13 protein-coding genes are annotated in these 15,392 nt (G+C 61.6%); 9 read left to right on the top strand and 4 right to left on the bottom strand.

Annotation, left to right across the window (positions count from 1 at the left end):
• Positions 1-3: 3 nt before the first annotated feature.
• Positions 4-1,914: a sensor histidine kinase gene (locus C5L10_RS08270; RefSeq protein WP_105429257.1), complete on the bottom strand. Its 1,911-nt coding sequence runs from the start codon at positions 1,912-1,914 to the stop codon at positions 4-6.
• A 6-nt stretch (positions 1,915-1,920) separates the two neighbouring features.
• Positions 1,921-4,173, bottom strand: coding sequence for a bifunctional diguanylate cyclase/phosphodiesterase (locus C5L10_RS08275; RefSeq protein ID WP_105429258.1), 2,253 nt, complete (start codon positions 4,171-4,173; stop codon positions 1,921-1,923).
• A gap of 372 nt (positions 4,174-4,545) precedes the next feature.
• Between C5L10_RS08275 and C5L10_RS08280 the strand changes: the two genes are divergently transcribed.
• From C5L10_RS08280 to C5L10_RS08290, 3 genes are all read left to right on the top strand, one after another.
• On the top strand, positions 4,546-6,378 hold the full coding sequence (locus C5L10_RS08280) for a TRAP transporter large permease subunit (protein WP_105429259.1): 1,833 nt from the start codon (positions 4,546-4,548) through the stop codon (positions 6,376-6,378).
• A 28-nt stretch (positions 6,379-6,406) separates the two neighbouring features.
• Complete coding sequence (locus C5L10_RS08285) at positions 6,407-7,405, top strand: TRAP transporter substrate-binding protein (RefSeq protein ID WP_105429260.1); 999 nt, start codon at positions 6,407-6,409, stop codon at positions 7,403-7,405.
• 312 nt (positions 7,406-7,717) lie between these two features.
• On the top strand, positions 7,718-7,963 hold the full coding sequence (locus C5L10_RS08290; protein ID WP_046630812.1) for a helix-turn-helix domain-containing protein: 246 nt from the start codon (positions 7,718-7,720) through the stop codon (positions 7,961-7,963).
• Positions 7,964-8,043: 80 nt separating this feature from the next.
• Here C5L10_RS08290 and C5L10_RS08295 read toward each other — a convergent pair whose 3' ends face one another.
• Together C5L10_RS08295 and C5L10_RS08300 are read right to left on the bottom strand one after the other, a co-directional pair.
• Complete coding sequence (locus C5L10_RS08295) at positions 8,044-8,925, bottom strand: LysR family transcriptional regulator (RefSeq protein ID WP_105429261.1); 882 nt, start codon at positions 8,923-8,925, stop codon at positions 8,044-8,046.
• 27 nt (positions 8,926-8,952) lie between these two features.
• Entirely contained in the window at positions 8,953-9,252 is a 300-nt protein-coding gene (locus C5L10_RS08300) for a putative quinol monooxygenase (RefSeq protein WP_105429481.1), read from the bottom strand.
• Positions 9,253-9,365: 113 nt separating this feature from the next.
• Here C5L10_RS08300 and C5L10_RS08305 point away from each other — a divergent pair, with 113 nt between their 5' ends.
• The 6 genes from C5L10_RS08305 to C5L10_RS08325 all read left to right on the top strand — a co-directional run bounded on the left by C5L10_RS08305 (position 9,366) and on the right by C5L10_RS08325 (position 15,392).
• Positions 9,366-10,862 carry a CoA-acylating methylmalonate-semialdehyde dehydrogenase gene (locus C5L10_RS08305; protein ID WP_105429262.1) on the top strand — a complete coding sequence of 499 codons (1,497 nt, stop codon included), beginning with the start codon at positions 9,366-9,368 and terminating at the stop codon, positions 10,860-10,862.
• Positions 10,863-11,041: 179 nt separating this feature from the next.
• Positions 11,042-12,136, top strand: coding sequence for a YjgN family protein (locus C5L10_RS08310; protein WP_105429263.1), 1,095 nt, complete (start codon positions 11,042-11,044; stop codon positions 12,134-12,136).
• On the top strand, positions 12,126-13,190 hold the full coding sequence (locus tag C5L10_RS08315; protein WP_105429264.1) for a M48 family metallopeptidase: 1,065 nt from the start codon (positions 12,126-12,128) through the stop codon (positions 13,188-13,190). Before C5L10_RS08310 ends, C5L10_RS08315 begins: the two co-directional genes overlap by 11 nt.
• Positions 13,191-13,263: 73 nt before the next feature.
• Positions 13,264-13,395 carry a hypothetical protein gene (locus tag C5L10_RS34710; RefSeq protein ID WP_256384668.1) on the top strand — a complete coding sequence of 44 codons (132 nt, stop codon included), beginning with the start codon at positions 13,264-13,266 and terminating at the stop codon, positions 13,393-13,395.
• A gap of 312 nt (positions 13,396-13,707) precedes the next feature.
• Positions 13,708-14,190: an iron-responsive transcriptional regulator RirA gene (gene rirA, locus C5L10_RS08320; RefSeq protein WP_105429265.1), complete on the top strand. Its 483-nt coding sequence runs from the start codon at positions 13,708-13,710 to the stop codon at positions 14,188-14,190.
• A 170-nt stretch (positions 14,191-14,360) separates the two neighbouring features.
• Positions 14,361-15,392, top strand: coding sequence for an AbrB family transcriptional regulator (locus C5L10_RS08325; protein WP_105429266.1), 1,032 nt, complete (start codon positions 14,361-14,363; stop codon positions 15,390-15,392).

The following is a 15,392-nucleotide window of genomic DNA, read 5'->3' on the forward strand; positions in this document are numbered from 1 at the left end:
ACTTTAAGTTCCCGCCTGTGCCGGAGCAATTCTCGGAAGCCGGATGATGAACCGGGTGCCGCTGTCCTCGCCGGCGGGCGGGCTCTCGACAGCGATCGATCCGCCGAGAACTTCGGTGACGATCTGGTGGACGATATGCAGCCCGAGACCGGTACCGCCGCTGTGGCGGGCCGTGGAAAAGAAGGGTTCGAATATCTTCTGGATGTCCGTCCCGTTTATCCCGCGACCGTCGTCGGTAAATTCCATGAGGACCTGGTCTGCCAGTCTGCGGACATCGATGCTGATCATGCCGGGTTTGCCCGCATCGAAGGCATGCAGCAGCGAATTGTTGAGGAGGTTCGACAAGACCTGGGCAAACGGTCCCGGATAGGTGGTGATCGCCAGATCGTCGGGCACGTTCAGCGTCAGGCTGATGCCAGCGGTGGCGTCCCATTTGCGCAGGCGCGGATCGGCATCGGGAATGAATGCGGCGAGATCGATATCCCGTCGCTCCAGCGTCGCGCGGTCGACCGCAACCTGTTTGAAACGTTGAACCAGCGCGGTGCACCGGTGGATGGCGTCGCGCACCAGATCGAGGCTGGCATCGCTGTCTGCGATATAGAGGTCGAGATCCGAGCGGCGTAGCCCCGCTGCGATCCGTTCCTTGAAAAGCCTGAGATCCTTGGCGGCCTTGCTGAGCACGAGTGCCGCACTTCCAAGCGGCGTGTTCATTTCGTGGGCGACGCCTGCAACCATCAGGCCCAGTGACGACAGCCGTTCGGCTCGCGCAAGTTCCCGCTGGGTCACGTTCAGTTTTTCATTGGTCTCGCGCAGCGCCTTGTTCGTGTCCTCCATTTGCCGCGCCCATTCCGCCTCGGCCTCCATGCCGTTGGCCAGGCGGCCGGTGACCGCAAGCGCCACCATGGCGAGGATTGCCGCGACCGCGGCGAGAATGAGTTTCCCCCTCGTTTCCTGGTCGTTGATCGCGGCCGCCGAGTCACGGGCGAGCAGATAGAGGTCGGCACCCGCGGCACGTCTTTCCGCGACTTCGCCTGTTGCCAGCAAACTCGCGACGGGCTGGAAGCGACGGTAGTTCCAAACGCCGTCCCTGCTGCCGAAAAGCCCTCTGTCCCCCTTGCCGATCGCCCGCAACATCTCCGCCTCAGCCGGGCCGGGCATTGAGGCCTCAAGCTGCCAGCCCCAGTTCGCAGCCGCATCTGGACCTTGGAGCCAGTATCCTGCCTGGTTCATCAGATAGAGCTCGACGCTCCTGTCGAGCCGCTTCAGGCGTTCGAGCAATCGCGTGGCGCGGTAGTTGATGACGATGATGCCCTGCTTGGTCCCGTTGCGGAAGACGGGGCTTGCAACGCGCAATGTCGGCAGATGGGGGACCTCGACCACGCCATTGTCGATATTCAGATCGAGGGCGGAGAAATAGAGGCCGTTCAGCGGTAGCTGAACCGTATCGCGAAAATAAGGCCGGTCAGCCTTGTTCTGCAGCTGCTCGCTGCTGACGACGACCGGTTCCGCGCCGCTGCGGCGGTTGACGCGCAGCCGCTCATTGCCGTCATTATCCAGCCACCTCACCTGATCGTAATCCGGCGAGCTGGCGGCGAAACTCTGGAATATTTCAGCGCTCAGCGGGGCAAGCCGTGTCGTCGTTTCGCCGAAGCGCGATTGCAGGTCGGCGAGAAACAGGGCGTCGCGGCCCAGCCGATCCAGGGCTCGACCAAGAATGTCGTAACCCTGCGACAGGGTCTCCTCCCTGTTGCGGATCTGGGGTTCCCGCGCATTCGCGCCGATTTGATACCAGAGCAATGGAACGCCGAGGCCAAGTCCCACGACCCAGGGTACCACGAAGATGGCAAGCCGCCTGCGATGGCGATAAATGGCACGGAAAGACGGAAACATGCGGGGGGCAAACTCGGGGATCATCGGCCGCTACACCGTCTTGACCGACGAGTTTTGCAACCGCGCCAGGAACTGCTCGAAGGGCTCCGGGCGAGCGTAGAGATAACCCTGCGCCAGGATGCACTTTCTCGACCGCAGCCATTCCGCCTGCTGCTCGGTCTCGACACCTTCGGCAAGGACACGCATGTTCATGCGCTCGCCAAGCTGAATGACCATCTCGACGATCATGTCACTCTGGCTGGTGTCTCCGAGACCGGCGATGAACGACGGGTCGATCTTGAGCGTGGCGGCCTCGAACGACCGCAGTTTCGTCAGCGAGGAATAGCCGGTGCCGAAATCGTCGATCGCGATCGCAAAACCTTCGCTTCTGAGGATGGAGAGCATGTTGTTGGCGTGCTGGTGCTCTTCCATCGCGACCGTCTCGGTAATTTCCAGTTCCAGCCGATCCGGTGACAGGCCATAACGGCGCGTGGTGGCGATCAGTTCGTCTATGAATTCCTTGCGCCCAAGCTGTATCGGCGAGACGTTGACGGCGATGGTGACGCTTGCGAATCCCGCTTCGCCCATGGTCCGGAGCGCGCTGCATGCCTGTTCCAGGATCTGCTGACCAAGGGGCACGATCAGCCCGTTCGCCTCCGCGAGCGGAATAAACTCCGCTGGAAAGACCACCGAACCGTCCGGACGCGTCCAGCGTGCCAGGATTTCGGCGCCGACGATCCGATTGTCGGTCAGGTCGATCTGCGGCTGGAATACGACGCTGATTTCCCGGTTGAGCAGCGCCTTGTAAAGTTGCTGCGAAAGAGCGAACCGGCGGCGCGTCTCGTCTTCGACATTGGGGTCGTATTCGATGAGCTGCCCGCTCGTTCCCTTCAGTCCGGCCTTCTTCAGGAGCAGAAGTCCGGTCGCGATGACGGTTTGAGCCGACGTGAAGTGATTGAGATCGAGGGAGGCCGCCTCTGCGCCGAAGAACAGGGCTTCGGGCGAGTGGGCGCCCGCTTCGAGACGGTTTACATATTCGATCCGCACGAGATATTCCGGTCCGAGCACGGCAAATACGTCTTCGTGCAGACGCGCGATCATGCAGGGCGGCGGAAAGGCCGCTGCCAGGCGCTTCACGAAAGCGCGCAGCAGGTGATCGCCCTGTTCGACGCCGAGCGAGACGCAGCTTCTCGCATACTGGTTCAGTTCGATGAACAGGACCTTCCGTCTGCGCGGCGGGGGAACCTCGAGCGCCGCTTGAATGCCGCGCTTCAGCGCGTTGCCGTTCGCGATCTCGAGCAGGCCGTCTTCATAGGCGGTGCGGTCGAGCTGGCTGGTCAGCGCCACATTGATCAGGCCGGTGCCGATATTGGTCGCGAAGACCCGCAGCAATTCCCGTTCCGTGTCGTCGATCCGCCTGTTTGTCGCAATGTAGGCTGCCGCAGGCGGTGCGACCGCCTGGCCCTGGAAAAACAGAACCTGCGCTTTCGCGGTTTCGATACTCGCCTGCTCGTCGAGCGAGCGCTGGATCAGGTCGCGAATGGATTCGTCATGGATGCTATCGAGGGTCTGGTTGAGGACCGAAGCGAACCGCCCCGCCGAGCCGATGATCTTCGGTGGCTGTTCCCGGTCACGTCCGCGGACGCAGACGATGCCGTCCTCGCTGACGCCGAGCAGTGCGGCCAGTTCGTGGATCATTCGGCGGGAGAAGTCCTCGAATCCCGATGACCTCGCCAGGCTGTTGCTCGCCTCCACAATGCTCTGGAGGCCCCGGCGCGCGCGGTTCAGCACGTCGATCTGCTCGAAGGTCCTGAGATTTGCGGTGAGAATACTGTGAAGCCGCTCATTGGTCAGGTCGGTCTTCAGCCAGTAATCGGCGATATCATAGGTCTCGAGCGACGATTGCATCGGCGCGATGCCCGGTTGCCCGGTGAGAAGCACGATACGCAGCTGCGAGTTGCCGAGAACTTCGCGGATGGTGCGAACCAGCCGGAGCCCTGCGTCGTCCGTCTCCATCACGACATCGAGCAGCAGGACCGCGATCGAAGGCGTTTCGAGCAGAAGCTTGGCCGCCTCGTTGGCAGAAGCGGCCATCAGTATCCGCGGCGCGACGCCGCGATAGGTGAAGCCGGAAAGCGTAAGCCTGAGGGAATTCTGGAACATCTCGTCGTCATCGACGCTCAAGATGGTGAAATCCCTCATCTCCGCGTGGAATGGGTCGGGCGAAGCCCCTGTCTGGGGGGCGGGCTCCGGATGAAATTCGAAGAAATCCTGAGATTTCTTTTCTTGTTCGATATCGCCCACGGACACATCCCCCGATTGTCACGCAAGGGTCGCCCCTGCATTTCCGCGAATCCATTAATTCACTCAAAACCAAAGCGTGTCTCGCAAAAAGATGCAGCGAAAGCGAGATATTGGTTTTAACTGCGGATCGAGACCGTTGCGGCGTGGGAATGGTCGCTTGACCTGCGGCCACGCGACGGGCTGGGCGCCGAAAACTTTTCTTCTTTCGGGCCTCCGCTGCTTGAGGAAGCCCATCGCTTCGGCGAAAAGGTATTGCCGCGTCCCGATGTCTCACGCGAGAGGTCGGCGGCGTGTCATTCACCTGATAGACGCTCTTCTATCGTGACCTTTCCACGGTCAGGACAACTCGATTCCGGCAAAGGTAAGAAGCCCGTGGCAGCCAGCCCATCCGACGTTCTAGAGCAGACGGCAGTCCGGAGCGGTAGCCTTGCGGCGCGGGTGCTGAAGGGCGTCGAGACCGTGCTTGGAGCCATTGCAGCGCTCATCCTCGCCTTTCTGCTGACGGTCGTGCTGGTCAGCGTCTGCCTGCGCTATTTCTTCAATACCGGCTTCATCGGTGCCGAAGACCTCGGGATATGGCTGCATGTGGCGCTGATCTCGATCGGCGCCCCGCTCAGCCTCAACAGTGCGCTGGCCATGCGGCTCGATGTCTTCGTGCGTCTGGCTCCCGCCCGGCTGCTGCCGGCGACCCAGGTTCTGGCGGACGTGTTCACCGTGCTGGCCGCGATGATCCTGCTCTTCGGCGGTTCCGAAATCATGTCCATGCTCGGCGGTATTTCTCCGGCGCTCGGCGTTCCGGAGTGGATCCGCTTCGGGTTCCTGGGCGTCGGCGGCGTGCTGATCCTCGTTGTACTCCTCCTGCAAAGGCTTGCCGAGGGCAGGGCGCTGCCGGTGCTGATATCGCTCGTCCTCGGAGCCGCGCTCTATTTCGGCGTTCCCGAAATCTTTATCGACAGCGAACTGCCGCCGAGCCTGTTCCTGGCGCTGATGGCAGCACTCGGTCTCGTCCTCGCCGCTCCGCTGGCGCATGCTTTCCTGGCGGCAGCCTATGTGGCGATCGCCTTCGGCAGCAGCCTGCCGGAACCGGCGATCGTCTCTTCGACGGTGGCCGGCATGTCGAAATTCCTGCTGCTCGCTATTCCGTTCTTCCTACTGGCCGGCGGGCTGCTGACATCTTCCGGCGTCGCCAACCAGCTCGTCCGGTTCGCCGCATCCATGGTCGGCCATCGCCGGGCGGGGCTGGCGCAGACGACGCTCCTGACCAGCGTGCTGTTTTCCGGCGCCTCGGGTTCGTCCGTCGCGAACGCCGCCTTCGGCGCCTCCACCTTCCAGCCGGAACTGGTGAAGCACGGTTACCCGCCGGCACAGGCAGGCGCGATCATCGCCGCGACCTCGGTACTCGACAACGTCATCCCGCCGTCGACCGCTTTCCTCATCCTTGCGACGGCCACCAATCTGTCGGTCGGTTCGCTGCTGGTTGGCGGTTTCTTCGCCGGCGGTCTCATGGCGGTTTGTCTCGCCGTGGCCATCCATCTGTCTGTCAGAGAGCAGGTTGCCTTGCCGCGTGCCTCGGGGCGCGAGCGCCGGCAGGCGGCGATCTCCGCCATTCCTGCCTTCGGTCTCGGCATCATCGTCGTGGTCGGCATCCGCATCGGCATCGTCACCACGACGGAGGCGGCGGCTCTCGCGGCCCTCTATACGATTATCCTCGCCGTCTGGGGCGGGGTCGGAGCAGGCTCGCTGCTCGCCTCGTTCCGGCAGGCGGCGACGGAGTCCGCGGCAATCGGCCTTTTGATCGGCACGGCCGGGCCTTTCGCCTTCCTGCTCGCCGTTGACAATGTTTCCGGCCTCGTCTTGGAGTTCGTGACGATGCTCGGCGGCAGTGCGCTCGCGGTCCTCATCCTCTCCAACGTCATCCTTCTGGTCGTCGGACTGGTGCTCGATATCGGCGCGGCGATCCTGCTGTTCGGTCCGATCCTGCTGCCGGCCGCCGTCGCTGCGGGCATCGACCCGATCCATTTCGGCGTCATCATCGTCGTCAATCTGATGATCCACGGCCTGACCCCGCCGCTCGGCATGCTGATCTTCGTGGTCAGCGGCGTCACCCGCATTCCTGCGGCCGCGCTGTTCAAGGCGGTCGTGCCCTATCTGCTTGCACTTCTGGTTTCCCTGGCGATCCTTTGCGCCTGGGCGATCATCTTCTGATTCTTCCATAATTCCGGGGACCTGAGACATGGACAACATCAACCGCCGAACCCTTCTGAAGACTGCCGCAGCAACCGGCGCGGCGCTTGCCGCTCCCGTTTTCGTGCGCAGCGCAGCCGCTCGCACGACGACGATCACCACCGCCTCGCTGCTTGGCGACGACAAGCCGGAATCGAAGATCTGGGTGAAGATCGGCGAGCTGGTGGAAGCCAAGCTGCCGGGCCAGTTCAAGTTCAACGTCGTCAAGAACGGCGCGCTCGGTGGCGAGAAGGAAGTGGCCGAAGGCGCCCGCCTCGGTTCCGTGCAGGCAAGCCTTTCGACAGTCTCGTCACTGTCCGGCTGGGTGCCGGAGCTGCAGGTCCTCGATCTGCCCTTCCTCTTCCGCGACGCAGCCCATGTCCGCAAGACGGTCGACGGCAATGTCGGGGCAGATCTCAAGCAGAAGCTCGCCGCCCAGAATTTCGTGATCGGCGATTTCATCAACTACGGCGCCCGTCATCTCTTGACCAAGGAGCCGGTCACCCGTCCGGAACAGCTGAAGGGCAAGAAGATCCGCGTCATCCAGAGCCCGCTGCACACCAAGCTGTGGGCCGCCTTCGGTACCGCGCCGGTCGGCATTCCGATAACCGAGACCTATAATGCGTTGGCGACCGGCGTCGCGGACGCCATGGATCTCACCAAATCCGCCTATGCCGGCTTCAAGCTTTATGAAGTCGTGCCCTGCATGACCGAAACCGGCCATATCTGGGCGTCCGGCGTGATCTATTATTCCGCCAGCTTCTGGAACCAGTTGAACGCCGAGCAGAAGGCGGTATTCCAGGAGGCGTCGAAGGAAGGAGCTACCTATTTCAACCAGCTCATCGTCGACGACGAGGCGGCATCCGTTGCCGTGTCGCTCAAGAATGGCGGCAAATTGCTGAAGCCGGAAGCCTTCGAGGAATGGCAGAAGGGCGCTCAAGGCGTCTGGCAGGATTTCGCCGCGATCGTCGGAGGCATCGACAGGATCAAGTCGATTCAGTCGGCCTGACGCGGTTTTTTGAAAGTTAAGAAAATTTAATGTGGCACCGCAAAAGCGGTGCCATTCATGTTTTTTCAGCTCGATTTAAGGCAACAATGCCCGATTCCGGCCATTTTGACAGCGCCGGGTAAAGAGACGCCGCCTCCTTTCGACCCAAAAGCGGACACATTTTTGTGCACTGCACTAATCGCCCTTGTCTCGGTCGTTAGCATGCCTATGTTTGCGGCAGCCGGTGCCTAATTTTTTAGACTCCTGCGTCTCGGGCGTTCGTCCCCCTTCACCTGACCGGTTTTCGGCAGGCCATTCCAGAAGGAGCATACAATGACAATTTCGATCAATAATTTCGCATCCGCCAATGGAGCGAAGCTTTCTCCGCAGCATATCGCCTCAGCCGTCGCCGAAATACGACGTTCTGTCGGCTACAGCATCGAAGAGCTTGCCATCACGACCGGCCTCGTCAACGACGAGATCGTTCGCATTGAAAACGGCACCGATGCTGACCCGGCCAAGCTGAAGCGCATTGCCGCGGCACTCAAGGTTCCGGTTACGACCTTCTTGCCTTCTTGATACAAGGTTTTCCGGCCGCTCCGGCGGCCGGACCCTGTTTTGGGTCTTCTTCTTTTTCCTCTTGAAGGCCGTCTTGTCCGTCACACAAAGATGTGGCTTTCCCCGTCGACCAATTCCTTCAAGAATTCCACCACCGTCCTCAGCCGCATCAGGTCGCGAGTCGTTTCATGATATGTGGTCCAGTAGGACCTCCGGATGACGGTCTCGGGCAGCACGCGCACCAGTTCCGGATATTGCCGCGCCACATAGTCGTGCAGGATGCCGATGCCGGCCCCGGAACGCACTGCCTCGGTCTGGCCGATGGCGCTTGAAATCTCGAAGCTCGCATCCCAGTCCCGCATCACCTCGCCTGTGAAATTCAAGGAAGGCGAGAAGATCAGGTCTTCGACGTAACCGATGCGCGGATGGCTTTTCAACGCCTCGACCGTTCGCGGCGTTCCGGCCTGATCGAGATAGGTCTTCGAGGCATAGAGGCCCAGCGTATAATCGGTCAGTTTCGAAGAGACGAGCCGGCCCTGTTCCGGACGTTCGATGGTGATGGCGATATCCGCCTCCCGCTGGGAGAGCGAGAAGGATCGCGGCACCGGCACCAGCTGCAGCTTGAGTTCCGGATGCCGGCGCGTCAGCCGCCCGAGCCGCGAGGCAAGGAAGGAAACGCCAAAACCGTCGGGTGCACCGATCCGGACAGTGCCGGCGATCGCCGCGTCGATCCGCCCGGTGCTCGCCTGCGCCGCCAGCATCTCGGTTTCCATCCGCTCGGCCGCTCGAAAGAACACCTCGCCTTCGGCAGTCAGTTCGCAGCCATTGGTCCGGCGGATGATGAGGCGGGTGCGTAAATCCTCTTCCAGCGCGGTCACCCTTCGTCCGAGCGTCGCATGGTTGACACCGAGCCGCCGCGAAGCAGACAGGATCTGTCCGGCGCGGGCGACCGCCAGAAACATGCGGACATCATCCCAGTTCATTGTTGGTCGTCTTTCAATGCCTGTTGCTTATTTTGCCCGCATCATCACCGGATCGGCGTCGATCAGCCTGAGAGACTTCACCATGTCCGCCGTGCATTTCTTGTATTTCAGGAAATGCGGCGTCCGAAGGTGCGCTTCGTAAGCCGCATAGACTTCCAGGATGCGGACTTGCTCAGGCCGTTCCTTTTCAGAGACCGCATGCAACATCAGCACGCCCGGCTCATTGTCCACCGATGCCTTGATTTCCTCGGCAAGCAAGGCTCGATAGGCGTCGATTTGTGCGGGATCGATTTCCAGTTCCGCAATCCTGACCATCTTGCCAGACATCATAGCCTCGATCTTGCTTCAATTTCTGCACAACGGATGCTTATTCCACTCCATTGCTTTGTGCAAATCGAAGTGTAGACTCCCGCCACTTACCAAAATGGAGGAGCATACCCATGCGTGAGATCGGGCATTTCATCGGCGGCAAGCATGTCGCCGGCACCAGCGGCCGCGCGGCTGACGTCTTCAATCCGGCAACCGGCGAAGTCCAGGCGAAGGTTTCGCTCGCCAGCGTTTCGGAAATCCGCGCTGCCGTCGAAAACGCAAAGCAGGCGCAGCCGAAATGGGCTGCCACCAATCCGCAGCGCCGCGCCCGCGTGTTCATGAAGTTCGTCGATCTGCTCAACCAGAATATGGATGAGCTCGCCGAAATGCTGTCCCGCGAACACGGCAAGACCATCGAGGATTCCAAGGGCGACGTCATCCGCGGCCTGGAAGTCTGCGAATTCGTGATCGGCATCCCGCACCTGTCGAAGGGCGAGTTTACCGAAGGCGCCGGTCCGCAGATCGACATGTATTCGATGCGCCAGCCGGTCGGCATCGGCGCCGGCATCACCCCGTTCAACTTCCCCGGCATGATCCCGATGTGGATGTTCGCGCCGGCGATCGCCTGCGGCAATGCCTTCATCCTGAAGCCGTCCGAGCGCGATCCGTCCCTGCCGATGCGCCTTGCCGAACTGATGATCGAGGCGGGCCTGCCGGCCGGCATCTTGAACGTCGTCAACGGCGACAAGGCGGCCGTCGATGCGATCCTTACCGATCCGGATATCGGCGCCGTCTCCTTCGTCGGCTCGACCCCGATCGCCCGTTACGTCTATGGCACGGCTGCCATGAACGGCAAGCGCGCCCAGTGCTTCGGCGGTGCCAAGAACCACATGATCATCATGCCGGATGCCGATCTCGACCAGGCCGTCAACGCGCTGATGGGCGCCGGTTACGGCTCGGCCGGCGAGCGCTGCATGGCTGTCTCGGTTGCCGTCCCGGTCGGCGAGGAAACCGCCAACCGCCTCGTCGAAAAGCTGATCCCGAAGATCGAGTCCCTGCGTATCGGCCCCTATACGGACGACAAGGCCGACATGGGCCCGGTCGTCACCAAGGAAGCGCATGCCCGCATCAACGGCCTGATCGACCGCGGCGTCGAGGAAGGCGCAAAGCTCATGGTCGACGGCCGCGGTTTCAAGCTGCAGGGTTATGAGAACGGCTATTTCGTCGGTGGCACGCTGTTCGACCACGTCACACCCGAGATGGACATCTACAAGCAGGAAATCTTCGGTCCGGTCCTCTCAGTCGTCCGCGCCCACAACTATGAGGAAGCGCTCGATCTGCCGATGAAGCACGAATACGGCAACGGCGTTGCGATCTACACCCGCGACGGCGACGCCGCCCGCGATTTCGCCAGCCGCATCAATATCGGCATGATCGGCATCAACGTGCCGATCCCGGTTCCACTCGCCTACCATTCCTTCGGCGGCTGGAAGGCCTCCAGCTTCGGCGATCTCAACCAGCATGGCACGGATTCGATCAAGTTCTGGACCAAGACCAAGACGATCACCGCCCGCTGGCCGTCCGGCATCAAGGACGGTGCGGAATTCGTCATGCCGACGATGAAGTAAAACCGCAATCTGGGCAGAGCATCGGGACGGGCCTCTTCGGAGGCCCGTTTTATTTTGGCGACCGAAAACCTGATTACGTGTCGCGCGAACAATTGAAATGACATATCCAGGCCCTACAATCATGCGGGGAATCGGGCAGGCAGCCGTCTCGACGGTATTCGGCAAGGGGATATGACATCATGGCAATAGCAGAGACGGCGCCTCGGGCGGCCGAAGGACAGTCTTTTGAACGGGCATCCTTCACCGGCAGCGCCAGCGAATATTTCGGCATCTGGATCGTCAACGTCCTGCTGACGATCGTCACCCTCGGCATCTACTCGGCCTGGGCGAAGGTGCGGCGCATGCGATATTTCTACGGCAACACGGTTATTCTCGACCGCGCCTTCGAATATCACGCGACCGGCAAGCAGATCTTCATCGGCCGGATGATCGTCATCGCGTTCCTGATCGTGCTCAACATCGGCACGGCGATCTTTCCGCCGATCGGCATCCTGACCCCAATCGTGATCCTGATCGCTCTGCCGTGGCTCATCAAGCGCAGCCTGCGCTTCAACGCCCGGGTGACGAGCTATCGCAACGTGCGTTTCGATTTCGTCGGCACGGCAGGCGGCGCCTTCGTTGCTATTATGCTCGGCAGCTTAATAGCCTTCATTTCCTTCGGCATCCTGGCGCCGCTTGCGAGCCGCTGGACCTGGCGATACCTCTTCAACAACCTGCGTTACGGCGACCGGCCATTTTCCAGCGACCCTCAGCTTGGCCGGCTTTATGGCGTCTGGATTCTGCCGGCATTGATCGTGTTCCTGGGCAGCATCATCTTCGGGTTCATTGCCTTCATCGCGATCATGGGTGCCGCGACCGTCATGCGCGAGAGCGCCGAATTGACGAGCACGCAGATGACCGTGCTGAGCATCGTCGGTCTCTATGCCGGCCTCTTCATCTATTTCATCCTCTACGGTGTGGCTGGTCTCTTTTATCGGGCGGGAGTGCGCAACGTCGCCTGGTCGGCGGCGGAGCTTGACGTCCGCCATCAGCTGGTCAGCGACATCTCCCGGCTGCGTTATACCTGGATCGCAATCAGCAATGTGATCGTCACCGTCCTGACGCTCGGGCTGATGCGCCCCTGGGCGGCGGTCCGGATGGCGCGGTATGTCAACGAACACACCGGCATCCGCATCAACGGCGACCCGGGCGAGATCCTTTCCTCTATCGAGGCGAGCGGTGCTGCGATCAGCGCCGAATACATGGATATGGAAGGGTTCGACTTTGGCTTCTGACGGAGCGGTCATCGCCAAAGGTGAATGGCATCCGGCCAATTCCAGCCGCGCAATCGGGGCCGTCCTGCGCGAGGACGGCACTCTGCTTGTCGCAGCGGAAGAGGAGCGGGTCCTCGCGTCGGCAGTGCTGGAGCGGGCCGAGATCAGCCCGCGGGTCGGTTCGATCCCGCGGCGGGTGAGTTTCCCGGACGGTTCCGTGTTCGAGACGCGCGACAACGACGGGATCGACACCTATCTCCACGGCAAGCGCGGCGCCGGCAGCGGCTTGATCCACCGGCTGGAGCAGTTCCATCCGCGACTGATCGTCATGACGATCGCCGTCATCCTGCTTGCCGTCTCGATCTATCGGTTTGCAGTCCCCGTGCTGGTCGAGATTGCCATCGTTGTAACGCCGCCCTTCGTGCCGGAACTGATCGGCTCCGGCACGCTGGCATCCCTCGATCGGACCATCCTGAAACCCTCGGAATTGCCGGAAGGCGAACGGCAGGCGATTTCCGACGGCTTCGCAAAACTCGCCGTCCATTCGAAGGGCGGGCAAAAGGCCTATCAGCTCTACTTTCGGGATGGAGGGGTGATCGGCCCGAACGCCTTCGCACTGCCGGACGGCAGCCTGATCCTTACCGACGATCTGGTGAAGCTCGCTAGTGGCGACCGGGAAATGGTTCTTGGCGTGCTCGGCCACGAGATCGCCCACGTCGAAGGCGAGCACAGCCTGCGGCAGCTCTACCGCGCCGCAGGCGTCGCCGCGCTGGTCATGCTGATCGCCGGCGATGTCGGCTCGGGCGTCGAGGACATCCTCACGCAGGGCGGTGCACTGTTGGCGCTGTCCTATTCCCGGGCCGCGGAAGCGGAGGCGGACCGCCGGTCTGTCGAGCTGATGCGGGCGGCCGGCTACGACCCGGCAGCACTGGCCCGCTTCTTCGCGGTCCTCGAAGACAAGCTTGGAGATCATGAAGACGCAAACATTCTCTCGAGCCATCCGGGCACCCCGCAGCGCCAGCAGGACATCCGCAATTATGCCGCTGAGCTGGAAGGTAGGCTTCAGGCAAGGTAGCCGTGATCGATAGCCTCCATTGACGTTTCCGCAGACTATCCTAATTTAGCCCGCGGAGTAGGAGTGGGGATGTATGTCCATGGTGTACGAGTGGGATGCGAAGCGTGCCCGCCGCGCGTATCTGGCGAAGATCGGCCTTAGCCTGCTGGCTGCAATGGTGATGGTAGCTGTCCCGGCCTGGGTGGCGATCGCGATGACCAGTTGATGCGAGCCGAAACTTTTCCGGCGCCGCCGCGGATCCGGAATGGCGATCTGAGGCTGCGGGAAATCGACCCATAATTCCCCGGCCCGTCGTTTCGGCGGGCTGCAAAAGCAGGGTCTTCCCTAGAGAGCCCGCCCGGGTGTCTGCCTATGCCCCTGATCTAGCTTGAACCTCTGCCTTCCCGGTCTCCGTTTGTGTGGACGAACAATGCAAGCTGGTGCAGCGCGAAAACTTGATGACAATTTTCTTATTTTGGAATTGTTCAAAACTAGCGGAGCCTTTATATAGGGCGGGTACCAGTCTCGGGAGACCAGCATGCGCTTGACCAAACAGACGAATTACGCAGTACGGATGCTGATGTATTGTGCCGCCAACGACGGCCACCTCAGCCGCATCCCCGAGATCGCAAGAGCATACGGCGTTTCCGAACTCTTCCTCTTCAAGATCCTCCAGCCGCTCACGAAGGCCGGCCTGGTGGAAACCGTGCGCGGTCGCAACGGTGGCGTAAGGCTTGGCCGGGCTGCCGATCGCATCACTCTTTTCGATGTCATCAAGGTGACTGAAGACAGCTTTGCCATGGCGGAGTGCTTCGAAGAGGGCGTTGCGGAATGCCCGCTTGTTGACAGCTGCGGCCTGAACGCTGCGCTTCGCAAGGCGCTCAACGCTTTCTTCGACGTGCTTGCCGAATACACGATCGACGACCTCGTCAAGGCGCGTCCGCAGATCAATTTCCTGCTGGGCATCGATATGCTGCATCTGCCGAAGGCCATCCCGAAGGTCATCGCGCCGGCCGCTTGATCCTGCCCGTTCATGCTTCTTGAAGGCGCCGCCGTTGAGGCTGGCGCCTTTTGCTATCCCCCGTATGCGGCAGAAGAGGTTGACCTCTCGCCCATTTGCAATAGAAGGGGACTAGGCGTTTTTCTGGCTTTTGTCAGTTTTCCTTCCTGTGGCGCCTTCAGGACCAAGCCATGCCCCTTTCGGAATTGCGCACCTTCGCGCTGACTGCGCTGATCGGCACTGCCGGTGCGCTGATCGCAATTCTCATCGCTTTTCCAGCTCCTTACCTCATCGGTCCGGCAATCGCGATCACCATTGCGGGGCTTGCCGGGTTGAACCTGGCGGTGCCGGCGCAGGTCCGCAGCGTTTGTTTCATCGTCGTCGGCGTGTCGATGGGGGCGACTGTGACGCCGGAGGTGATCGTCGCGGCGCGCACCTGGCCTCTGAGTTTCGTCATGGTGCTCGTGGCGGTCGTGATCCTGCTTTATGCAAGCTCGTGGGTGCTGCAGCGGTTCTTCCACTATGACCGGATCACCGCGCTGCTCGCCTCTTCCCCCGGCCATCTGAGTTACGTGCTCAGCCTCGCCGCGGAAACCCGCTGCGACCTGCGTGTCGTCAGTGTCGGCCAGAGCGTACGCGTGCTGGCACTGACGATCACGGTGCCGTTGATCGTGGAGATCTTCGATCTTGTCGGCAATGAACCGGTTCTGGTGCCTCTGGCAATGAGCACGCCTGTTCTCCTGGCCATGCTCGCGGTCTCAGCGCTGTTCGGCCTGCTGTTCATGCGCTGGAACTTTCCGGCAGCCCTGCTGCTGGGCGGCGTCGTGGTGTCGATCGCCACGCACGTGACGGGGTTCGTCAGCGGCGGAGTTCCGAACTGGCTGCTGGTTCCGACCTACGTCATCCTCGGTTCGGTCATCGGCACGCGCTTCTGCGGCGTATCGATCGGCGAATTGCGCACCGCTTTCGTGGCCGGCGGCGTGGTGACCGTGGTCGTCATCGTGCTTGCGGCGGCGATTGCCGGCGGGGTTTCATATCTGACCGGCGTGCCGCTCGATGCGGCGCTGATCGCGTTTGCGCCGGGTGGGCTCGAAACAATGTCGGCGATGGCTGTCATGCTGCATGCCGACCCCACCTATGTCGGCGCCCACCACGTGTTGCGGCTGATGTTCCTGTCGGTGCTGATGCCAATCGTGCTCGGCAAGGACGCCCGGCAGCGTTGA

Source organism: Neorhizobium sp. T6_25, from assembly GCF_002968555.1.
Taxonomy (GTDB): Bacteria; Pseudomonadota; Alphaproteobacteria; order Rhizobiales; family Rhizobiaceae; genus Neorhizobium.